At 32.1% G+C, this 23087-nt stretch carries 22 protein-coding genes; 14 read left to right on the top strand and 8 right to left on the bottom strand.

The window, feature by feature from the left end; all coding sequences use genetic code 11:
* Positions 1-140: 140 nt before the first annotated feature.
* Positions 141-878, bottom strand: coding sequence for a TMEM164 family acyltransferase (locus ACHAJD_RS05115; protein ID WP_435584793.1), 738 nt, complete (start codon positions 876-878; stop codon positions 141-143).
* Between the two features lie 143 nt (positions 879-1021).
* On the opposite strand from ACHAJD_RS05115, the gene ACHAJD_RS05110 reads away from it, so the two are divergent.
* The 5 genes from ACHAJD_RS05110 (at position 1022) to ACHAJD_RS05090 (ending at position 4654) form a co-directional block, all read left to right on the top strand.
* The gene (locus ACHAJD_RS05110; RefSeq protein ID WP_435584792.1) at positions 1022-1363 is read left to right on the top strand and encodes a hypothetical protein; all 342 of its coding nucleotides are present in this window, start codon (positions 1022-1024) and stop codon (positions 1361-1363) included.
* The gene (locus tag ACHAJD_RS05105) at positions 1350-1586 is read left to right on the top strand and encodes a heavy-metal-associated domain-containing protein (protein ID WP_435584791.1); all 237 of its coding nucleotides are present in this window, start codon (positions 1350-1352) and stop codon (positions 1584-1586) included. Before ACHAJD_RS05110 ends, ACHAJD_RS05105 begins: the two co-directional genes overlap by 14 nt.
* A 140-nt stretch (positions 1587-1726) precedes the next feature.
* Entirely contained in the window at positions 1727-1948 is a 222-nt protein-coding gene (locus ACHAJD_RS05100) for a heavy-metal-associated domain-containing protein (RefSeq protein WP_435584790.1), read from the top strand.
* On the top strand, positions 1945-4404 hold the full coding sequence (locus ACHAJD_RS05095; protein ID WP_435584789.1) for a heavy metal translocating P-type ATPase: 2460 nt from the start codon (positions 1945-1947) through the stop codon (positions 4402-4404). Before ACHAJD_RS05100 ends, ACHAJD_RS05095 begins: the two co-directional genes overlap by 4 nt.
* The gene (locus ACHAJD_RS05090) at positions 4394-4654 is read left to right on the top strand and encodes a metal-sensing transcriptional repressor (RefSeq protein WP_435584788.1); all 261 of its coding nucleotides are present in this window, start codon (positions 4394-4396) and stop codon (positions 4652-4654) included. The genes ACHAJD_RS05095 and ACHAJD_RS05090 overlap by 11 nt, the downstream gene beginning before the upstream one ends.
* Positions 4655-4679: 25 nt before the next feature.
* Here the strand turns inward: ACHAJD_RS05090 and ACHAJD_RS05085 are convergent, their stop codons facing one another.
* Positions 4680-5579: a helix-turn-helix transcriptional regulator gene (locus ACHAJD_RS05085; RefSeq protein ID WP_435584787.1), complete on the bottom strand. Its 900-nt coding sequence runs from the start codon at positions 5577-5579 to the stop codon at positions 4680-4682.
* Positions 5580-5740: 161 nt separating this feature from the next.
* Between ACHAJD_RS05085 and ACHAJD_RS05080 the strand changes: the two genes are divergently transcribed.
* Positions 5741-6247, top strand: coding sequence for a hypothetical protein (locus ACHAJD_RS05080; RefSeq protein ID WP_435584786.1), 507 nt, complete (start codon positions 5741-5743; stop codon positions 6245-6247).
* 1 nt (position 6248) lies between these two features.
* Positions 6249-7016 carry a TspO/MBR family protein gene (locus tag ACHAJD_RS05075; protein ID WP_435584785.1) on the top strand — a complete coding sequence of 256 codons (768 nt, stop codon included), beginning with the start codon at positions 6249-6251 and terminating at the stop codon, positions 7014-7016.
* A 62-nt stretch (positions 7017-7078) separates the two neighbouring features.
* Here the strand turns inward: ACHAJD_RS05075 and ACHAJD_RS05070 are convergent, their stop codons facing one another.
* The 3 genes from ACHAJD_RS05070 to ACHAJD_RS05060 form a co-directional block, all read right to left on the bottom strand.
* On the bottom strand, positions 7079-7972 hold the full coding sequence (locus ACHAJD_RS05070; RefSeq protein WP_435584784.1) for a GGDEF domain-containing protein: 894 nt from the start codon (positions 7970-7972) through the stop codon (positions 7079-7081).
* 4 nt (positions 7973-7976) lie between these two features.
* The gene (locus tag ACHAJD_RS05065; RefSeq protein WP_435584783.1) at positions 7977-10361 is read right to left on the bottom strand and encodes an HD domain-containing phosphohydrolase; all 2385 of its coding nucleotides are present in this window, start codon (positions 10359-10361) and stop codon (positions 7977-7979) included.
* A 224-nt stretch (positions 10362-10585) separates the two neighbouring features.
* Complete coding sequence (locus tag ACHAJD_RS05060) at positions 10586-11335, bottom strand: hypothetical protein (RefSeq protein ID WP_435584782.1); 750 nt, start codon at positions 11333-11335, stop codon at positions 10586-10588.
* 200 nt (positions 11336-11535) lie between these two features.
* Here ACHAJD_RS05060 and ACHAJD_RS05055 point away from each other — a divergent pair, with 200 nt between their 5' ends.
* The 5 genes from ACHAJD_RS05055 to ACHAJD_RS05035 all read left to right on the top strand — a co-directional run bounded on the left by ACHAJD_RS05055 (position 11536) and on the right by ACHAJD_RS05035 (position 18737).
* Positions 11536-12081 (top strand): DJ-1/PfpI family protein, encoded by a 546-nt coding sequence (locus ACHAJD_RS05055; RefSeq protein ID WP_435584781.1) that lies wholly within the window; start codon positions 11536-11538, stop codon positions 12079-12081.
* Positions 12082-12100: 19 nt separating this feature from the next.
* The gene (locus tag ACHAJD_RS05050; protein WP_435584780.1) at positions 12101-12628 is read left to right on the top strand and encodes an LURP-one-related/scramblase family protein; all 528 of its coding nucleotides are present in this window, start codon (positions 12101-12103) and stop codon (positions 12626-12628) included.
* Between the two features lie 5 nt (positions 12629-12633).
* On the top strand, positions 12634-12858 hold the full coding sequence (locus ACHAJD_RS05045; protein ID WP_435584779.1) for a hypothetical protein: 225 nt from the start codon (positions 12634-12636) through the stop codon (positions 12856-12858).
* A gap of 161 nt (positions 12859-13019) precedes the next feature.
* Positions 13020-15431, top strand: a complete 2412-nt coding sequence (locus ACHAJD_RS05040; protein ID WP_435584778.1) for a leucine-rich repeat protein — start codon at positions 13020-13022, stop codon at positions 15429-15431.
* 459 nt (positions 15432-15890) lie between these two features.
* Positions 15891-18737, top strand: a complete 2847-nt coding sequence (locus tag ACHAJD_RS05035; RefSeq protein ID WP_435584777.1) for a PAS domain S-box protein — start codon at positions 15891-15893, stop codon at positions 18735-18737.
* 29 nt (positions 18738-18766) lie between these two features.
* Here ACHAJD_RS05035 and ACHAJD_RS05030 read toward each other — a convergent pair whose 3' ends face one another.
* On the bottom strand, positions 18767-20002 hold the full coding sequence (locus tag ACHAJD_RS05030; protein ID WP_435584776.1) for an aminopeptidase: 1236 nt from the start codon (positions 20000-20002) through the stop codon (positions 18767-18769).
* A gap of 145 nt (positions 20003-20147) precedes the next feature.
* Between ACHAJD_RS05030 and ACHAJD_RS05025 the strand changes: the two genes are divergently transcribed.
* Entirely contained in the window at positions 20148-21275 is a 1128-nt protein-coding gene (locus tag ACHAJD_RS05025) for a glycerate kinase (RefSeq protein WP_435584775.1), read from the top strand.
* Between the two features lie 134 nt (positions 21276-21409).
* Here ACHAJD_RS05025 and ACHAJD_RS05020 read toward each other — a convergent pair whose 3' ends face one another.
* Complete coding sequence (locus ACHAJD_RS05020; protein ID WP_435584774.1) at positions 21410-21685, bottom strand: hypothetical protein; 276 nt, start codon at positions 21683-21685, stop codon at positions 21410-21412.
* A gap of 44 nt (positions 21686-21729) precedes the next feature.
* Complete coding sequence (locus ACHAJD_RS05015) at positions 21730-22050, bottom strand: hypothetical protein (protein WP_435584773.1); 321 nt, start codon at positions 22048-22050, stop codon at positions 21730-21732.
* 92 nt (positions 22051-22142) lie between these two features.
* Here ACHAJD_RS05015 and ACHAJD_RS05010 point away from each other — a divergent pair, with 92 nt between their 5' ends.
* On the top strand, positions 22143-23066 hold the full coding sequence (locus tag ACHAJD_RS05010; protein WP_435584772.1) for a hypothetical protein: 924 nt from the start codon (positions 22143-22145) through the stop codon (positions 23064-23066).
* Positions 23067-23087: the final 21 nt, after the last annotated feature.

Below are 23087 nucleotides of genomic sequence, written 5' to 3'. Positions count from 1 at the left end.
AAAAAATATAGATTTTCTCTCATTTTCTCTAAATAGTTAGGAAAACGTTTTACTTAAATAAAAAATTGTCTGAAGACACTTTTTAGTTATCTAAAACCCTATAAAAAAACTAATCCGAAGATTAGTCTTATACCATATATTTAATTAGATTCTATAGGTTTTTCTTTATCCATGTTGACGATAGTATGAATAATAGAAAGTGTCAAAAAGTAAAGGAAGATTAATGTGAAGATATAAAGTAGTGGTATTTTAAAGAACCCAGCAACAAAATCAGGAATCACATAAACAAACCAATAATTATAGAAAAAATTAGCGCTTAACGTTGATAATAAATAGTTAATAAAGTAAAAGATTGGAATCGCTAAAACAACGGTGGCAAATACTTGATAAAAATCTTTACGTTTTAAAGAATAATTGTAACGCATCATGTGATATGTTGGAATAAAGATCATCATGCCATGTGCAAATAAAAAATGCCAATATCTAAAGTTATAATAAGGAAAACCATAACTGAAAGGGAAAAATAATGCTACAAAACCAGCTGCAACCCCGATGTTGAATGCAAACTGAAATAATTTTTCTTGTTTTGGAAAACGCATTAAAGTAATACTTAATATAATGCCAAAACTAGAAAGATGTAGCGGAAAACTAATCACTCCACCTATATAATTATGAATATGATAATAAATCTCAAATAAGATTAATCCATAAAATAGAAATCCTTTTAAGAATCGGTCATAAGATTTATTAATTTTAGATGAATGTTTTAACGGAAACCAAAAACAAAATATCGCAAACAACACATATAATGCGTGATGGATACTAAAGAAGGTAACACTGTTATCGTAGTCAACGATATAACCAAAAAATATTCTCATGAAGTCACATCCTTACATCTTTATAACAATTTATTATATGATTTTATAATCAAAAAGTATAGAAATTATGAATTTATGTTAATTATCTACATAATTCATTCACAATTTAGAAGTATATTTTAGTTAGAAATGGAGGAATAAAAATGAAAAAAGTAATTTTGCTTATTGGTCTATTAGCCTTGTTTGCATTAAGTATTCCAACTATTTTACTCGCACATCCTTATTTTGATGGGTCGCAAAGTGATTACGGATTTAGTTCACGTCCATGTCATCAAAATAACCAGGAAAGAAGTTATGAATGGTATTATGCGCACCTATCAAGTGAAGATCAAACCTATGTCGATACTTTGTTTGTGCAAGCGTTAGTAGAGATTGATTTTTATGAGCTAACCGAAGAAGAACAACTTGTTGCCCTTACTGAGATTAAAGATGCATTACGAGACGTTATTATTGAAGAAGGTCTTGTAATTTATGCCAGAAGATAAACAGTACGAAATCATCATACGAATTGAAGGGATGCACTGTGGGAGTTGTTTAAATAGAATTGATGCAGTTATTCAACGGTTAAACCCAGTCCATCTTGATATTGATATTGCTAGTAAAATGGCTAAAATTCAAGTAAATGACACTGCTTCTAAGGATTTAATCATCGAAGCCATTAAAAACATTGGCTATGAACCACATTACATAGGAACGTTAGAACTTTAATTAGAAACCATCTTAATGGACCATTGAGATGGTTTTCTTTAATATATGACTCATATTCTGATGAAGTCAATTCGGTTGACAGCAAGTACGTTTAGTGATAATATATAACAAGACCCCCCATATAGGGGGCAGGAGGTATTATGGAGAAAATCACCATTTATATAGCAAATTTAACTTGTCCAGGATGCGACTGTGGTTCTTGCGCAGCCACGCTTATAAGGGCTTTAGAGCAATTAGAGCATGTTGTCAAAGTAGAACCAGATTTTAGTGATAAAACAATATCCCTAACGATGTCACCTATTAATATAGATAACATATTAGATGTAATTAATCACCATCAATATAAAGGAGAGATACTATGAAAACGATAAAACTTAAAATTAGCGATATGTCTTGTGCGTCGTGTGTAAACAATATTGAATCGACATTAAATAAGCAAGAGGCCATTGAAAAAACAGTCATTAATTTAATGAATGACACCGGTGTTGTAACGTATGATGAAACCATTTTAGATGAAGAAAAAATTATCAAGATGATTAAGGATACAGGCTATACTGCAACCGTCATTCATCCTAATATAAAAACCATTGCTTTTAGAGTAGAAGGAATGACGTGTTCATCATGTGCAAATGCCATATCATCAGCGATTAAAAAACTACCCGGTATTATTGAACATAACGTTAATGTCGCTAGTGACAAACTCAGTGTAAAATATGATGAAGATCAAGTCAAAATATCTCAAATTAAACATGCTGTTAAAGGGGCAGGTTATGAACTCTTTTTAGAAGAAGAGGTTAAAACCGATATAGACCCAGACACTATAAAAATGGATATAGCAAAAAAACGTATGCAAAAAAGTGCCATCATCGTAAGTATTATTATGACGTTAATGATTGTACATATGTTTATTATAGAAGTGCCATTTTATACCCCAATTGTTGCAGTGCTTGCAATACCGATTGTCTTCATTTTAGGAAGACATGTGCATGTTGCAGCCTATAAATCACTTAAAAATTTAAAACCAAACATGGATGTCTTAGTTTCTATGGGATCATTACCACCTTATTTAATTGGATTAATGGGCTTATTTATGCCAATTACGACGTTTGTCGAGATGGCAGCTACCATTATGACATTCCACTTAATCGGGAAGTATTTAGAAACCCGCGCCAAAGGAAAAGCCTCTCAAGCAATTAAAAAGCTTATTGAACTTGGCGCAAAAACCGCGCGTATTTTAGTAGATGGTGAAGAAATCGAAGTTTCTACTAAAGAATTAAGCGAAGGGGACATCATGGTGATTCGTCCTGGTGAAAAAATCCCAACTGACGGGGTTATTACTGAGGGAGAATCCTTAATTGATGAATCGATTGCAACGGGTGAATCCATGCCAGTGAAACGCAAAGCAGGTGATGAAGTCATCGGTGCGACCATTAATAAACAAGGTTTATTAAAAGTTAAAGTAACTAAAATTGGTGAGGATACCTTCTTATCACAAGTCATAAAACTTGTAGAAGCTTGTCAAGGTTCGAAAGTTCCTATTCAAGAGTTTGCCGATAAGGTTACAGGGTATTTTGTTCCAATGGTAATGCTATTAACCGCTTTAACTTTTGCATCATTTCTAATATTTACTGATTTTCATGTAAGCATATTAGAACGAATGGATAGTCTCTTACCTTGGGTCAATCCAAATCAAACACCGCTTACACTAGCCTTTATTACAGCCACCGCAGTATTAGTTATTGCATGTCCTTGTGCTTTGGGTTTAGGAACACCAACTGCCTTAATGGTTGGTAGTGGAAAAGGGGCAGATAACGGAATATTGATTCGTAACGGTGAAGCAGTTCAAACATTAAAAGATATTAAAGCCATCGCTTTTGATAAAACAGGAACACTTACTTACGGTAAACCCCTTGTTACTGATATTGTTGTATTTAATAAAAAAGAAGAAGATTTACTTTATGTTGCCGCATCACTTGAAAAAGGGTCAGAACACCCACTTGCCTCAGCCATACTAGAAAAAGCAAAAGAATCATCCATTAAACTCGGCGAAGTCAAAAACTTTGATGCAGTTACAGGTAAAGGGATTACAGCGAAATTAAATGATGAAGTTGTCATGATTGGTAACCGTAAATTATATGAAAATGTGCTTGAGGTTAACCAAGTAGAAGAAGAAATGACACGTTTAGAAAATGAAGCGAAAACAGTCATGATTGTAGCCGAAGGTAAAACAGTTCTAGGTTTAATTGCAGTTGCTGATGATCTAAAAGAAAATGCAGCTGCTGTTATAAAAGCCATTGAACACTTAGGCATTAAAACCGCCATGATTACAGGCGATAATGAACGTACTGCCGCAGCGATTGCTAAAAAAGCTGGTATTTCAGTGGTGATTGCTAATGTATTGCCTGAAGGTAAAGTCGATCAAATTAAAAAACTTCAAGAAGAATACGGTAACGTCGCAATGGTTGGTGATGGTATTAACGATGCACCAGCGCTAAAACAAGCCAACGTTGGTATGGCAATAGGAACAGGAACAGATATTGCCATAGAAGCTGCAGATGTAACGCTAGTTCGTGGCGACTTAGAAACAATCCTCGCATCAATCATTTTATCTAAAGCCATCTTTAGAAAAATAAAAGAAAATTACTTTTGGGCTTGGTTTTATAACGCCATTGCAATTCCATTTGCAATGTTTGGATTATTGCACCCAATGATTGGGGCAGCCGCAATGAGTGTGAGTTCATTAAATGTTATTTATAACTCATTAAGATTACGCAAAATAAATCTTAAAAAACCATTGGAGGTAACTTATGAAACATGAAAATAAGGATGCATTAAATTTATTAAAAACCGCGCGTGGCCAATTAGATGCTGTTATTAGAATGACAGAAGCACAACGTTATTGTGTGGATATTGCAACCCAAATTAGTGCGGTACAAGCCATACTTAAAAAAGCAAATTTAAACATTTTAAAAAATCATATTGAAACATGTGTGAAAGAATCGTTTGAAAATAATTCTCACGAAGAAAAAGTAAATGAAATCATTGCTATATTAGGTAAATACACCTAAAAAAAAGACCTTTTTAAGGTCTTTTTTACTTTATAGACTTAATAGGATGCATTTCGATATACCCTCGGTAACCTTGAGGTTCTAACTGTGCTTTAGGTGCGTTATCATAATCAAACTCATAACCATAAATAATTGGATCATATTTTTTTATTGCTTGCCATGATTTAGAAATGTAATCTTCAAAATTTTCATCATCATAAGGTTCACTTTGAAAAACTAAATAACTTTGCGCTTCTAGTGTTATAAGTGCACACCCTTCTGGAATCTCCCCGTTATAATCAATAGGGACTTCAACTCCGTGGACATACTCACTTGTATTGGGTTTGATTAACTTCTTAGGTAACCACATTCCAACAGGCTCATATAATGCTTCTTTAACACTGAGTAATAACCCATAAATATCACAACCGACTTCATCGCAATAAGCAAAATAATCACGGGCTTTTTTCCCTCTTAATATAATAGCTTTACGTTCTGGTCTTTCGATTACTTGGGTAAAAATAGTAAATACTTTTTCTTCATTCATTAAATCATCTTTCCTTTCAGATTTGGTTTGAGATAAAGAGGCATGGTAAGGTGTAAACCATTTTACAGGTTTAGGATTTTGTTGATAACGTTTTGGCGAAATGCCAAAACGTTTCGTAAAAGCGCGTGTAAAGCCTTCATGAGAATCAAATACAAAATCAAGTGCAACATCTAATATATGAACATCTTGATCACGTAAAATTTTTGCAGCATGCGTTAAACGCAATCTTCTAATATAGTCAAAAGGATTTATACCTGTGACTTCTTTAAAAATTTTAGCGGCATGAAAAGGAGAATAATTAGCGACACTTGCCAAATCATTTAACGTAATTTTCATTTCTATATGTTCATGAATATAGTGTTGCATTTTAGACACTGCTTCAACATGATTAACTTGCATAACTTCACCTCGCAACCTATTTTACCCATACTTTAAGTTAATTTCTTGACTTTCCTTGCGATATACATTTAGTATAGCGTTAAATCTAAAAAGTGACAATGTGCTAATATTATAAAAATCGTTTATAATAGAAGTATCTATAACGTTAGGAGAGTGGTTTTATGGAAAAGCACCAAACCATCTATGAAGACGTTTTAAAGAAAAAAGAAAAGGAACTAGAAAAATTAACAAAAGAAAAAGAAGAACAACAAAAAATTGATAAGTATAATCAATTACTTGATCTTGGGTTATATGAAGTCGTCCCATTGTTTGAAGAACATTTGTTTGACTATAGGGATTCTTACACGGGTACAGACGGACAGCGTTATAAAGTCATCCCATTAGAACTATCAGACGCACAAATAGACAAAGTAGCGAAACTAGATGAACAAATTAAAGAACTAAAAAAAGAAACAATGCTTGAAGGCGATACACTCACGGTAAAGTTTATTAGAAGAAGCGGGATCTTATTTGGTATATTTGGCATCATATTTGGACTTGTTCTTATTGCCTTTGAACAATACATATTTGGGGTAAGCGCCTTATTATTAAGTCTATTCTTCATGATCACCATTACCGCATTATCAGAAATTATTAGAAAATTTGAATGTGCTCAAGAAAAGGACTAATATGAAAATTATCTTATTAAAGAGTTTAATGTTAATTGTTTTTATCGTTATGATTACAATGAATGTTTTAGCGAACTCACTGCCATTAAATAACCAAACAACGGGTGAAATATCTGCAAAATATCCATCACTTTTTACCCCAGCAGGCATCACGTTTTCAATTTGGGGAATAATTTACTTATTGCTAATGATTTATGTTGGAACCGTACTTTTAATCCCTACAATGCAAATTGATGGTACGTATAAAGAAACAGTCATTATTTTATTTATTTTTAGTTCTATCTTTAACACACTATGGTTACTTTGTTGGCATTATGACAAAATATTCTTATCTACTATTGTGATGATTTTACTGCTTATTACCTTAGGGGCTGCATTTAAAATTATCCCCTCTAGTGATGCTTTTACCAAAACAGCATTTAGCGTTTATTTTGGTTGGATTAGTATCGCGACCATTGCGAATGTTACTATTTTACTAGTAAGTAGGAATTTTACCGGGTTTGGAATTAGCGAACCGATTTGGTTAGTTGCTATATTGTTGATCGGAATAATAATATTAAGCGTTGTCCTTTATCAAACCGGTGATGTTGTTTATGGAATTGTCTTCATTTGGGCGTATTTCGGAATTTTCTTAAGACATTATACCCAACAAGATCTACCACAAAGTTATCCACTCATTACGCTATATATTTTAATCCTTTTGTTACTAAGTTCAGGATTAACCGCGTACACCTATTTTGTGAATAATTTTCATTTTTTTAGAGATTAATATAAATAAAATGTCGCTTTATGTTTTAAGCGACATTTTTAATAATGTTTATAGAGAGGGTATTAATCAAACATGACTGTTTGATTTTTTCCTCTTTTTTTAGCTTCAAGCATTGCCTTATCAGCTGCTTTAATCGATTGACTTAAATCATTTTGAGATTGAAACAATTTTACGCCTATTGATATTGTAACAAACAAATTGCCTTTAGTTTTTCTGAACGTACTAGATTGCACCAGCATCCGTAATTTTTCAGCGATTCTTAACGCATCCTTTTTCGTTACATAATCTAAAATAACTATGATTTCTTCGCCACCATATCTAACGACAATATCAGAATTACGGATATTACTTTGAATGGTTTGACTAACCATTTTAAGGACTTGATCTCCGATTTCATGGCCGTGTTGATCATTAAATTGTTTAAAGTTATCAATATCCATGAATAATATGGCGTATTTTTTATTAACACCAAGTAATATAGTACCATTAAGTAAAGCATCTAAATATCTACGGTTGGGAAGTTGGGTTAAGGCATCTATTTTATTAAGCATTTCTTGTTCGCTTAATGCATCTTGTAAGGTTTTAACTGTTTTTAAATCACTCGCATCATTAAATATTTCAACCCCATACTTTAACTGATCATTATAAGGAATTGTCTTAACATTAACTTTTACTCTATGACCATCTTTATGGTGTAAATAAACTGCACCAGTATTAACGACGTTGTTATCAATTGAATGTTTTAAAGGACAACCCTGAAAGCAAAGTTGTTTTCCCGTTTCATCGATATGGTTTAATAAGTTATCATAGCAATAACTACCGACAATTTCTTCACGAGTAAAACCAGAAATTCTTTCAGCTATTTCATTAAAATAAATAATTTTTCGATCCTCATCAACAATATAAACGGCATCACTAACATGATCAAATAGGTGTTTGAAATTAAGCGAATCCATAACATTACTCCTTAACAGCATAGTGTAAAACTTTTTGTACAAATATTTCAACAACTTTAGGGTCAAACTGAGTACCCGCATTGTTTTTAAGTTCAATAATAGCATCATCTTTACTCAAAGCATCTCGGTATAATCTATCTTTAGTCATGGCATCATAGGCATCAGCAACCGCAATAATACGTGCTTCAAGTGGAATGTTGTTGGCTCTTATTTTTCCAGGATAGCCAAGTCCGTCCCAGCGTTCATGATGATTTAAAACGATTCCAGCAACGTCCATATATTCATCAACAGAATTTAGAATTCTGAATCCATATTCAGGATGTTTTTTTATCGTTAACCATTCTTCTTCAGAAAGCTTCGTAGCTTTGTTTAAGATATACCCATCAACGTTAATTTTGCCTATATCATGGAGTAACGCCGCAATTTTAACACGGTTTTTAAAAGAAGTCCCAAGTTTATAATGCATAGCAATTTCTTCACTTAATGCACTTACTCGTTGAGAATGATACATTTCTCTACTGGATTTTTCAAATAACGTTTGCATGATGATATCAATAGTTTTTTTGGAAATACTTGCACCATCATAAATTTTATTTGAATGCATCATACCTTCAGCGTTTTTAAGAACTTCTGTAAGTTCTGTAGACTTATCTTCTTTTAAGGCATAACCAAATGAAACACTAATTGGAAATTCTTCGGTACTTAAATCAAGCGATGTTTTAACTTGCTCGATAAACCCCTCAACCGTAGAAGCATTTGCATTGGGCATTAAAATCGCAAATTCATCGCCTCCGATTCTAAAAACTAGATGCGCATCATCTTTAGCTTCATTAATAGCCCGTGTTAACTCTAAAATAACAAAGTCTCCTTTATCATAGCCAAAAGATTCATTAATTACACGCAATGTATTAATATCACACATAATTACGGCAAACGGAAACTGATCAGTATCTCTAAACTGTTCTAAATGTTCATCAAACATACGACGGTTTAATAAACCCGTTAATGAATCGGTCGTGGATAGTTTTCTTATTTCTTCACGATTTTTTAAATAATTCGTAAGATCTTCAACAATTCCAATGCCACCAATGACAAGATGGTCTTTATTTTTAATGGGGCAAAATTGCACACGAACAGCGACTACTTTATCGCTTGTGACAGCGTGATAATAATCTTGGTAAATACCCATTTGTCCTTCTAATGAACGTTTTAAGGCAGCAACAAGTTTTTTATCAGGTAGGTGTAACATTTTTAAACCTTTAAGTTTTTCTGATGTCGACCCTAACATTTCTGAAAAAGCGTCATTTGCTAAGGTAATATGGCCTTTTTCATTATACTGGATCATACCAAGTGGATTTTGTTCGAAAATAACTTGATAACGTTTCTCGGTTTCTTCAAGTAAACTTGCTTGTTCGATTTGTTCGGTTATATTTTTATCACTACCACGGTAACCTGTGTATTGGCCATTGTTATCATAAACGGGAAAGCCACTTGTAGAAAGCCAAACAACAGAACCATCTTTAGCAATATTTTTATAAATTAAGTTATTAAAAGTTTCTTGATTTTCCATCGTTTTTAAAGCAACACTAATAATTTCTGATTTATGTTCTGGGGCTATAAACTCATAAAAATACATTTTATTGATTACATCATCAGGTTTAACTTTTAAAATGGGTTCAATCATATCATCTACATAGGTATATAAACCTGTAGTATCTAGTTCCCAAACGATTGTTTCACTATAATTAGATAACTGTTCGTAACGTTCTTTTTGAATATTTAATTGATCAATATTTTCATGTAATTTTTTAGTATTCCTTATACGCTGGTTATTGTTTAGTAAAGCAACCCCCAATAATAAAGAGGCAATCGGATAAGAAATCAATACAAACAAACTAATGTCTTTAATAATTTCAATATTTCTAGGATATGGGAAAGCTAATTGACTTAAAATCATAAATATGTGTACGACAAAACCAAACACATAAAGTTCTAAATATTTAGAAAATTTAGTTTTACCAAACACATAACGTTTAAAAAGTAAACCAATTCCCATACTAAAAAAAAGCGTCAAGACTCCTGCATAAACGCCAATACCACCAATGTAAATACGGTATGAAACCGCAAATAATAAAGCAATTATACTTGTTACAGGGTGAAAAAACAATGCCGTATTACTAATTAAAATCGAACGAGTGTCATAAAAAACACCTTCTTCAAAACTCCATGCATTCATCATAATAAAAATAGCGAAAAATCCAATCATGAAGCCATAAACAACACGGATGAGGCCCTTGTTCATCTCGGTTGTTTTGTCCGAAATACTTACTAATAATGTTAAACCAAAAAGCAAAATTATATTGATTAAAATGCCAAGTATCATTTCCATAATTAAGAACCCCCCGTTTTAGAAGCGCCCTTAGCCCTTTAATCCCCGATTAATTCTTATCTTATAGTTATTTTATCACAGTTGTTACTATATACAATGAGAATTAATGATATATTTACAGCCTTAAAAGGGGTTACGTCAAAATTGATTAAGATTTATTAGGTTAATGCTTCGTGTAAATTATGGTTCAATAAAAAAAACGTGGAGTTCATCCACGTTTAGTATTATTGATGATCATATAACCAAAGTTTTTCAACTAATTGTTCTTTATTCAGGGTTGAGTAACCCTTTAAGTTTCTTGTTTTACACATTTGTTTTAATTCATCAACATTTTTTTCCATTAAAGCCTTTTTAGTATAAGTATGAGGTTTAACCTCTTGAGTATTTACTTTAACGGGTTCACTTACAGTGTCAACTGGTTTAGGGTTTTCACTTCGTGAGGAAGATTTCTTTTTCTTACTGTCTTCAACAAGTTTTGAGAATCCATAATAAAGTAGGATAATACCATATAACGTTAATCCTGCGAATAATACATAGACTAAAATATCTTCATAAGCTCTGTTAGAAAAGAAAATAAATGTACCAAGTGTAATTAAAACTAAGTTAATTAAATATCTATAAGGAGTAGTATAGGTCTTGCGAACTTGTAAAATAAGTAAGAAGGTAGCCCCTTTAATATAAAGGATAAGCCCTACAACTATTGCTAAAGCAAATACATCAAATGCGAGTAAGATTGCAAGGATAATACTAATTACAAACTCGCCTGTTGCAATAGATTTTGATGATTTTCTTTTATAGTAATTTAAGTCTTTATAAAGCCTTAATGAAGAATACACAATAATTAATGCTGCAAATACAAAACGAATACCGTCAAGCATTAAAGTAGATGCAAATGTTGCATAGACCGCGAAGGCAATTAGGATAAATCCTAACAGAATATTTGGTACGGGGAATTTAGTTACAATTTTTTTCATATAAGTCACCTCATTAACATTATACCAAAAGTGCACTAAATAGGCAAATAATAGCCTTTATAAGCGGGATATACTTATTGACATAGTTTAACGTAATGTGAGGGTTGAAATGAAAAAATAAAAACGCTCAACATTGTTGTAATAATTCTATATGGTGTATAATGAAGATATAATATTGTATTAATGGAGCGTGATTCGTTATGAAAGGATTACTCGTGTTAAGCCATAACGTTGAGGATGTAGAAGCTCTAGCAACTAGAGCATTACTTGTGAGAAGTGGTATTCATATTACCACTTGTACATTTGAAGACACACTTAATATTAATACAGCTTTTGGTTTAACGGTTAAAGCAGATTGTTTTGCAAGTGATATTGAATACGGAGATTATCAATTTTTAATCATTCCAGGCGGTAAATATGTTGCTGAAACCATTGATAAAAACAAAAACATTCAAGACCTAGCAACAGCTTTTTCAAACCAACATAAAATGATTGCGGCTATATGTGCTGGTCCAAGGTTTTTAGGACGGGCAGGACTACTAGATAAAGTTCCATTTACTTGCTTTAAAGGCTGTGAAGGTGATATGCCAAAAGGCATTTATCACCCTGAGCTAAAAGCCTTAACCCATGAAGGCATTATCACAGCCCGTGGGGCCGGTGCAGTCTATGAGTTTGCATATGAAATCATTAAATACATCTTAGGTAAAGAACAAGCCAAAAAAGTATTAGATAATATACTTTATTAAATAATAGGGGGATAATTACTTGAAAAATTTCTACGTAAAGCAAAAAGCATTTTCTATAAGAGATCGCTACAAAGTCTATGATGCCAATCAAAATGTCATTTATCACTGCGAAGGAAAGATGTTTTCATGGACAAACAGAGTTGACATCTATGAAACACATAACAAACGTCACATCTTTACATTAAGCAAAAAAGTATTCAGCTTCATGCCAACTTATTTTTTAGATGATCCAAATGGTAACCGTGTAGCGTTCATTAAAAAGAATTTCGCCATGCTGAAACAATCAATCTCAATTGAAACCACACAATATGGGTATTTTCATGTAGAGGGTAATGTTTTTGCACATCAGTTCACGATTACAAGCGACAAAGGTATTGTTGTTACTGTACAAAAGAAACTATTTTCATGGGGCGATACTTACGAAGTCGCAATTGATGAAAAATTAGCAGAAACTGACTTAATGATTGCCTTTGTTATTATGATTGACAGTATGTTACATAATCAAAAGAAAGGCAGTTCAAGTAGCAGTTCCAGTAGAAGGAGGTAATTAAAGTGAGCGACCTAAGAGGTAATGCTAGTTTTAACCGACCAGGTTATCCCAAAAAACAGCGTTTCGAAGAAAAAGGTCTTAAGAACCAACATACACATGGTTGGGAATTTGTAACCGAACAAGAAGGCATCCGAGAAGTATCAGGTGCACAATATGTTATCGCAAATTTACTCACTGTTTTCATTTCAGCTACTATTTTTATCATATTTATGTTATTACTTTTTTAAGCAGGTCGTAAGATCTGCTTTTTTATATTATAGGAAAAAGCATGGATTTAAAATCCTAGAGTTTTATAATAACTTGAACAAATCTTCAAAAAGGGTTATTCTATACATGAGATTCATGTTAAGAAAAACTCTTTATCACAATGCATAACAGGAGGCTAATAATGAAAAAAGTCATATTAGGTCTTGTTTTATCTATGATTATCTTTACTTTAATCGCATGTGATTTATCCCAAAACACCCCTAAACTAGACGAATATGAAGTCGTTTTTCTTAATCATGACGGAACGATAATTAGTAGACAATCAATAGAAAAAGGTGACTCCGCCACCCCTCCAGCTACACCTTTTAAAGAAGGGTACATATTTATTGGCTGGAGTCATGAATATGCCAATATACAATCTTCACGTGTGATTGAACCGCAATTTCATCCACGTGAATTTTCTATTTCATTTGTAACCTATGGTGGAACATTTGTTGAACCCATCAACGCACTTTATAACCAACCTATTCCTATAATGGACATAGAATCCACAAAAGAAGGCTATCATTTTATTGGATGGTATTATGACCCACAATTTTCAGAAGCTGCAGTTGATTTATATATAAGACCATTAATGCCAAGTCAAAACATAACCCTATATGCTAAATGGGTAGAACAAGAAGGTAAAGATTTAAGTTACACTATTTTTAATAATCAAGCAACAATTGATTATTATCATGGTAGTGCAAAGACGTATGAAGTTCCTGAATCGATAAACGGATATCCAGTAACTAAAATCGCACAAAATGCATTTAAAGATAATCATCACATTAATGAAGTTATCATTCCTAGTAGTGTCGAAATTGTTGAAGCGTTTGCCTTTTACAATGCATCAAATTTAGAACTAATAACTTTTAATGAAAATTCAAACATTAAATATATCGGTTATCAAGCATTTCAAGATACTAAATGGATGAGAAATCAAGAGCATCAACTCATATTAGAAGGATTACTCTTTGGTTTCAAACATGATCATTACACGGTTGTAACGCTAAGTGAAGACATACACGTTATATTACCTCATGCGTTTACAGATCTTAAAAATATTAAAACACTTTATATACCTGACCAAGTTGAAATGATTGATAGTTACACCTTTTATCATCATCCTTCAATAGAACAAATCCATTTTACAGAAACAAGTAATTTAAAAATAATAAAATCGTACGCATTTGCCCAATCAACACTTAAACATATTAACTTACCGCCTTCAATAGAAGAAATTCAAGAGGCAGCCTTTGAAGGGGCAAGTCTTGAGCGTTTTAATTTTCCAGAACATTCAAATATAACGTATTTAGGATCTAATCTTTTTAAAGATAACGTATTCTTAACCGAAATAAACTTTCCAAAATCACAAACCGTTATTCCTAAAGGCTTTTTAACAAACACCTCAGCCCTTGAAACCTTTGAGATTTCTAGTCATATTAAAAGCGTTGAAGAAAATGCTTTTAAATTTAGTGGGTTAAAAGGCCATTTAATTATTCCTTCATCAGTTGAGGTGATTGAGCATCATGCCTTTGCTTACAACTTAGCACTTGAAAGTATTTTATTTGAATCAGGTGAGACGAATTTAGAGATTCATGAGTATGCCTTTTCGGTAATGGATGCACTTAGAGAAGTAATCCTGCCAAATCACGATACTAAAGTACATGATTTTGCATTTGCTTATAACAGTAGACTCACTATGATCTATATTCCAAATCAAACACAATTAGAAACAAGAATTTTTCAAGGGTCTAATTTAGTCCATATATTCTTAGAAGAAGAGACACTAAATGAATCATTTTCTAAACAATGGGACTTTGGTATTGAATCTAAAAACATTTTTGAAAATGTTATAAGTTATGGCAGAAATGAAGCCTATAAATATATTTATTTGAATGATTCAGAACTATTTATCTATTGTATCATTACAGATAATGTAGAAATTACTATACCTAATGAAATTGATGAATTCACAGTCCGTGCTTTAGGCGCACTAATACTATATAATCTAGAACATATAGAAACGCTTGAATTACCGAACACCATTACGTATCTAGGTGATTATGTATTTAGCCATCCGAACTTAAGTGCAATCACTTTTCCTGAAGACAGTATTTTAACTATTATTCCTTATTATGGCTTTGCGTTTAATGAAGCCATGACAGAAATTACACTTCCCGCATCCATTACGACGATAAAAGAATTTGCTTTTACTAAAATGGAAAGTCTTGAGTCTATTCATTTTATGGCATCAAGTCAATTAGAAATCATTTATCCTTTTGCTTTTTCAAATAATCCATTACTACAAACAGTTGATTTTAGTACACATAAAGACTTACATACTATTGGCGCATTCGCCTTTTCAGATAATTTATCACTTAAGTCAATCCATATTCCTTTATCGGTCAAATACATAGAGTTTTTTGCCTTTTCAAATACACCAAACTTAATTATAACTACTGATTATGCAAGTAAGCCTTCCACATGGGATTTAGCTTGGAACCCAGATAATCAGCAGGTTATTTGGGAAAACGAGCCAAGTGAGTAATTTAAAAACATTGTTTGCTGATATGATGCCTCTAAGTAGACACTATAAATAAAGAAAGTAATTAATAAGATTACAAGTACTTAGATATAGTATTAAACTTGGAGGTATTTCGTTATGGAAGACACTCAAGATACTGACTTCATCTCTTATTTATATAAACTGATGCATAAATAGCAGATTAAGTTTAACAGTATCGGTCTAGAAATTACTGAAGCACACTATTTGAAGATGTGGATAATTTTAAACTAATATTGAGTAAATAAAAGATTTTGGTATCAAAATAGCCTAGGTGATTTTGGGTCAGGGCACTTAGAATTTTCTCTAAAAACGTTTTATTAAAAAAAAGTAAGAGTTTAACGAAATATAAACTTATACTATAATAGTGCGATTTGTGATAAAATATAGATTAAGTAAGGATAAGGGACTAATGTGTCCCTTTTTGTTAAGAAGAGGTTAAATATGAAAAAATTAGGGTATTTATTATTTACGATTATCGTACTTGTCACTTTAATTTTCTTTACAATAACCCTACCAATAGGGTCTTCTTCGCATGACCTAATTATTCACAGTTATTACTTATTTATTGCATTGATAGCTTTATGGTATCGTAAATGGTTATTTCATACCGTATACCTATTGATTAGTATTCATATCATTACGGATTTAATTGCACACAATGCGTTTCCTATGCACTCGTTAAGATCTTCTTTATCACAAGTAGTAATCGCTATTTTACTCTTTTTCATACTCAAACAAAGAGATGAATCAACGAAAGCACATCAATCCCTAATAGGTTCTATGAAACTAGGATTAGCTCATTGTGAAATTATGTATGATGAACATAATAAGCCAACTAACTATCGTTTTATTTATGTTAATCAAAGTTTTGCTAACTTATTTAACTTGGTCATTAAAGATTTTATCGGTAAAACGATTAAAGATATTATTCCAAATACAAAACAAGAATACATTGATGGATTTGCAGAAGTCGCAAATACTGGTGTCCCAAGCAGTGCGATGAACTATTCTACCGCACTAGATAAATGGTTTGATACGGTTGCTTATTCACCAAAGAAAAACCAGTTTGCTATGATCCTTCACGATATAACTGACCGTGTTAAACTCCAAGAAGCTCTAGATTTAGAACATCAAAGAGTTTCTAGACTAGTAGGTTCTACTGCAGATATCATATTTGAAATTGACCTAGAAAAACACTTTAAATCGATTCATGGTAAAGGATTAGAAAAACTACACTTAAAAGCAGAAGATTTTATAGGTAAAAAAATCCTAGATGTCTTTGGTTCCGATGGGGTCCACCGTGACAAAATGTATCAACGTGCATTAGAAGGTGAAGCTAACATTTACGACTGGCAAATTGAGATTGACGGATCAATATTTTATTTTGAATCATCAATTTCTCCTATATTTGATCAGTCTCAAAATGTGATTGGTGCTGTTGGGGTATCTAGAGATATCACCGAACCTAAAAACTTACAATTTAAACTTCAAAACTCGTATAAAAGCCTTCAAAATATCATCGCTGGAACTGGCGCAGGAACTTGGGAGTGGGACATCAAAGAAGATGTTTTATATTTTAACCAACGCTTTGCGGATTTATTAGGTAGAACATTAGAAGACATATCTCCGCTACCTGCAGATGATTATGAAAAATTTATTCATGAAGAAGATTATAAAAGAGTAAAACAAGTTATTTTAAGCGTAATTGATAAAACAATTGAATCCATTAGTTTAGAGTATCGTTTAAAACGTAGTGATGGCACCTATATATGGATATTAGATAACGGTAAAGTAATGGCTTGGGATGAAGAAGGTAATCCATTAACGATGGCAGGGACTAATATTGATATAACAAGTATTAAGGAAACTGAAAATGCTTTAAATCAAGAAAAAATTAAAGCTGAAACCACACTGCTTTCTATTGGTGATGCTGTAATTTCTACCGATGAAGAAGGTAAGATTTTAGTGTTTAACGATATTGCCCAATCATTAACAGGTTATACCAAAGAAGAAGCGGTTAATCAGCCATTTAATGTAATCTTTAATATAGTTGATGAACACACTCATAAACCCTTACCAAATCCCGTAGACTTAGTCTTAAAACGTAAAGAAAAAGTGAGTATATCAAGACATGCTATATTAATTTCAAAAGACAATGAACGTTACTTAATTGAAGATTCTTGTGCGCCTATTTTTGATGAAAACAAAAATCTCATTGGGACTGTCCTTGTGTTTAGAGACGTTACTGAACAAGCCTTAAAACAAAGAGAAATTGAATATTTAAGCATTCATGATTATTTAACAGGGCTATTTAACCGTCGTTATTATTCAGAAGAACTCGCTAAATACGATCACGAAAGTTATTATCCTTTGGGTATTATGAATATCGACTTAAACGGTTTAAAATTACTTAATGATGCTTTTGGCCATGAAACAGGTGATATTGCCTTAAAACAAATCGCCTCAACGTTACTCAAATCATGTCGTACAAAAGATATCATCGCTAGAATTGGTGGCGATGAGTTTGCGATTATTTTACCAAACACAGATGAAGAAGAAATAGCTTCAATAAAATGTAATATTCAAAATAACATCATGCACCTAAAAATCGAAAATGTTCACTATTCATTAGCGATAGGGTATGCGGTAAAAGACAATTCTCATATTTCCATTAAAGATATACTTAAAAGAGCTGAAGACGATATGTATAAACGAAAACTTACAGAAGGTAAAAGCATGCGTAATCAGGCGATTAAAAGTATTTTAAACACCTTAACCGATAAGTACTCAGTTGAAAAAATTCACTCAGAACGTGTCAGTCAATATTGTAAGCGAATGGGTGAAGTGTTGGATTTACGTACAGATGAAATAAAAGAACTAGAACTCGCTGGTATGCTTCATGATATTGGTAAAATTTCAATCCCAGATGCCATTTTAGATAAACCAGCTTCTTTAACAGAAGAAGAATATCATATCATTAAACAACACACGGATAATGGGTATCAAATTTTACGTGCTGCAGATGAATTTTCTGATTTAGCCGAATATGCGCTTTCTCATCACGAACGCTATGATGGTTTAGGTTATCCGAACGGACTAGCAGGAGAAGATATTCCTTATTTTTCTAGAATTATTAGTATTGCTGATGCTTATGAAGCGATGACTTCAAACCGACCATATCGTAAATCAATTGGGAAAAATAATGCTATTAAAGAACTTATAAAATATTCAGGCATCCAGTTTGATCCAGAACTTGTAAAAGTGTTTATAGAAAAAGTAATAAAATAGGTGTCCAATTTTGGACACCTATTTTTCAATTAAATTATAAAATTACCGTCTTTAAATATTTGAACTTTTTTACCCTCTTTAGTAGTTCCAACAATTGACATATCTTCACTACCAAACATGAAGTCAGAATGTGCCATAGAATGATTATAGCCAATCTTTTCTAAGTCTTCTTGACTCATACTAGTCCCGCCCTCAACATTCATTGGGTACGCTCTACCAAGTGCTAAATGACATGATGCATTTTCATCAAATAATGTATTTAAGAACAAGATGTTTGAATTTTGAATTGGTGAATCATGAGAGATTAATGCAACCTCACCTAAATAGCAACTACCTTCATCAAATTCAACTAAGTTTTTAAGTGTATTTTTTTCTTTTTGAGCATCATAATCAACGACTTTGCCTTCTTTAAATTCTAACCAAAAGTCTTCAATTAAGTTTCCTTGGTAGTTTAAAGGTTTCGTTGCAACAACTTTTCCATTTACCCCGTATTTATGCGGCATGGTAAATGTTTCTTCAGTAGGAATATTTGGATTAAAAATTACTGCTTTAGTTGAATGTTCAGACCCACCAGCCCAAACATGATTTTCAACTAGTTTAACAGTTAAATCAGTGCCTAAGCTGTTTTTGAAATGCAAACTATCAAACTGATAATCATTTAAAATTTTATTATGTTTTGCTAAGATTTCGTTATGCGCATCCCATTCTTTAACAGGGTCGTTATCTTCTTTAACACGACACGCTTCAAAAATCGCTTGCCATAAAGCTTCAACAGCTTCCTCGCCTTTTAAATTAGGAAATACTTTCTCTGCCCATACTTCATTAGGTGCAGCAACAACACTCCACTGTGCTTTGTTCCCCATCATGTGTGTTTGGAAGAACTGAAGCTTTTTCATCATTGCAATCCCCGCACGTTGCATTTTACTTGGATCAATCCCAGCGTTTAAACCTGGAATTGGTGAAGTAATACTTATAAAACAAGCATTAGAATCAATAGCGTACTGTGCTTTAGCAATCGTCCATTCAGGGACTTCTTCAAGTGTTTCTACTTGCATATGTTCAAGGCCTAAACGACTCACATAATCATCGCTCCAATCCACATGAACTTTTTTAGCACCGGCTAAATAAGCTTCCTTAACCATAGCGCGGACAAGTTCTTTAACTTCGGTTGTTGCGCGAATAACTACAGGTTGATCTTTTTGAACATTGACACCAACCTTAACGGCTAAACGTGCATATTTTTCTATTAATGATTTTTTTGGCATAAAATCACTCCTCTCAATTATTTATAGTATATCATTTTTCATTCTATTTCAACCTAGAAATGACACTTTGACATAATCAGTTTTATAATTTAGATAGGAAATATAATTATCTGTAAAATCTAGTATAATAAGTTTAGGTGATAACATGAAAATCTTAATAGCAATGGATTCATTTAAAGGAAGTTTAACATCATTAGAAACTGCCAATGCGGTAGAAGAAGGGATTCTTCAAGTCACAAACACCCATAGTATTATCAAAACCCCCATCGCTGATGGTGGAGAAGGTACGGTTGATGCTTTCACACAAGCACTAAATGGAAAACGTATCTATCTTGAAGTCCACGATCCTCTTATGCGAAAAATTCGTGCGTATTATGGATTATTACCAAATAAAGTTGCAGTCATTGAAATGGCGCAAGCCTCAGGCATCACATTGCTAAAAGCAGATGAATTAAATCCTTTATATACAACGACTTATGGTTTAGGCGATATGATTAAGGATGCCTTAAAGCATCACGTTAATACCATTATCATTGGTGTGGGTGGTAGTGCAACTAATGATGCTGGCATTGGTATGTTAGCATCACTCGGGTATAAATTTTACGATCGTTATAAAGCGCCATTACAACCAATTGGTGAAAACTTAATTCATATTAATGAAGTAGATGCATCCCATGCAGTTAAACTACCAAAAGATGTAAATATACTAGTTGCGACTGATGTAATTAATCCTTTATATGGTCCAAATGGTGCTGCTCATATCTACGCCCCACAAAAAGGCGCAAACAAAGAAATTGTAAAGATCCTAGATAAGGGTTTAAAACATTATGCTTCTTATATATATAATATAGAAAGCATTGATTTACAAAAAATAAAAGGATCAGGTGCTGCCGGTGGATTACCTGCAAGCCTCATTCCTTATTTAAAAGCAACCTTAAAACCAGGGATTGAACTCGTTTTTGATGCGATTAACCTAGAAGAACAAATTAGTAAAGCGGATCTAATTATTACAGGTGAGGGTAAAATCGATATACAAACACTTATGGGTAAAGCCCCACTAGGTGTAATAAAGATTGCAGATAAATACAATAAACCTGTCATTGTACTAGCCGGACAAATTACCAAAGAAGGAAATGAGCTTAAAAAGTATAAAAATGTATCCTTATATAATATAAACAATATGAATCAAGAAAACGATATTATGAACACTAAAACAGCGTATAAAAACACGCTAAATACAATTAAAAATATTATTATAAATATAAACGACTAAAAGACCCTTTACAAGGTCTTTTAAATTTCTCTAATCGCGTAAATTATGGATAAAAGCCATATATAGGTCATTTTACGCATATTTTAATATTGAATATTTTGTGCTATAATTATTAAGCAATAATTACAAAATAATTAAGCGTGTAAACCTTCACGATATTCTTTTAAAATATCATATGCTTTTTCGTGCATATTTTTATTGAATATATATTCGTCACTTTTAATCGCTTCAATTTCTTCATTGTACCAACTAATAACTTTGTCTAAAACGATTTGAAGCATCTCAATGTCATTTTGACGAATCGATTTTCTTAACTCTTTTGTATAACCCATCATAAATGGATTTCTTGTATATGTATGAATGGTTTCAATTATTCCATTTAATTCAACCATAAATTCTTTTCTTTCCATGATAAATTCTCCTTTATAATTTTTTGTTTAAAAACCAGTATTAATTAAATAAATACTTTACTATTTGAAACAACTTGTGGTTTTGGTTGTGGATATTGAGTTCCTCTGTTTAATGAAACGAACTCTGGCCAATCATCCTCTTCATCAAATAAAAGTGAAACGAACTCTGGCCAATCATCCTCTTCATCAAATAAAAGTGAAACAAACTCCGGCCAATCATCCTCTTCATCAAACAAAAGTGAAACAAACTCTGGCCAATCATCTTCCTCGTCGAACAATAAATCAACATTTGTGTATTTATTCAAAAAACCAGTTAGTAATAATCCAAAACTTAATATAATCGCTAAAAGTGTAATTTTTTTCATTTTATAATCTCCTTAAGTGTTTTTCTAACTCCATAATAATAGGTATTTTATATTAACAACAGCGCATATATGTCGCATTTAGAGGTATTTTTATGAACTCGATGGAACTGTGTAATTATCTTGAAAAAGTTAGAATTGGTAGAAAAATGACACAAGAAGCTATGTTGCATGGCATTGTGTCTATTCGTCAATATCAGCGATATAGAAATGGTGATGGTGATTTGCCATATGAAAAACTAGAACTATTTGCCGAGCGATTAGGTATACCATCTAAAAAAATATTAAATGAGTTTGAGTATGAAAAAAACTTGCAATTAAAGTTAGTTAATGAGTTTTACAATGCAGTTGTAAATAATGATTTTACAAATGCTAAATCAATAAAAGAAAAAATAACCGAAGATATAATAATCGAAGAAGAGAAGAAAATTTTCTTTAATCATGCATTGATATTAGAAGATTTAAAGAAAAGAAAAGTATCTGTTGAAGATGCATTTAAAGAAAATGCAAAGTTAATTAATTATCCCGATATTTTAAAACATGAATATATTACAGACATTGAAGCCTTGATACTAAGCGCATTATTAGATCTTACTCCAATAGAGAAGTCAAAACTAATTTTAGATAGGTTGAGTCAGTTAATCGAAAGTGATTCAGGCATCATGGTAAGCTCAGATAGTGCAATTGTTTTTACACTTATCGTCAGAAGATTAATTAAATCCTATGGATTACAAAGAAATTATTCACAAGTAATAAATTTTTCTGACATTGCAATCGAAAGAGGAATGAAATTTAAGCAGTATTATCTTTGGGACTTTTTCTATTATTACAAAGCTGGAGCTTATTTTAAGTTAGAATATTTTAATAAGTTTGAAGAAAATTTATTCAAGTGTTATAGTGTTTTACATATGGAAGGCAACTCAAAAAAAATTGAAAAATTTACTAATTGGATTCAAAATGAGTTTAATGTTAACTTTGATATGTTCATAATGAAATACTTACAAAAAAAGGTTAAGTAGTTTATAAAAAATATAAATAAA

It is taken from the genome of Liberiplasma polymorphum, assembly GCF_043951795.1.
GTDB classification, from domain to species: domain Bacteria; phylum Bacillota_I; class Bacilli_A; order Izemoplasmatales; family Izemoplasmataceae; genus Liberiplasma; species Liberiplasma polymorphum.
The sequence above is the reverse complement of the archived record's forward strand: the minus strand, read 5'-3'. Positions and strand labels throughout refer to the sequence as shown.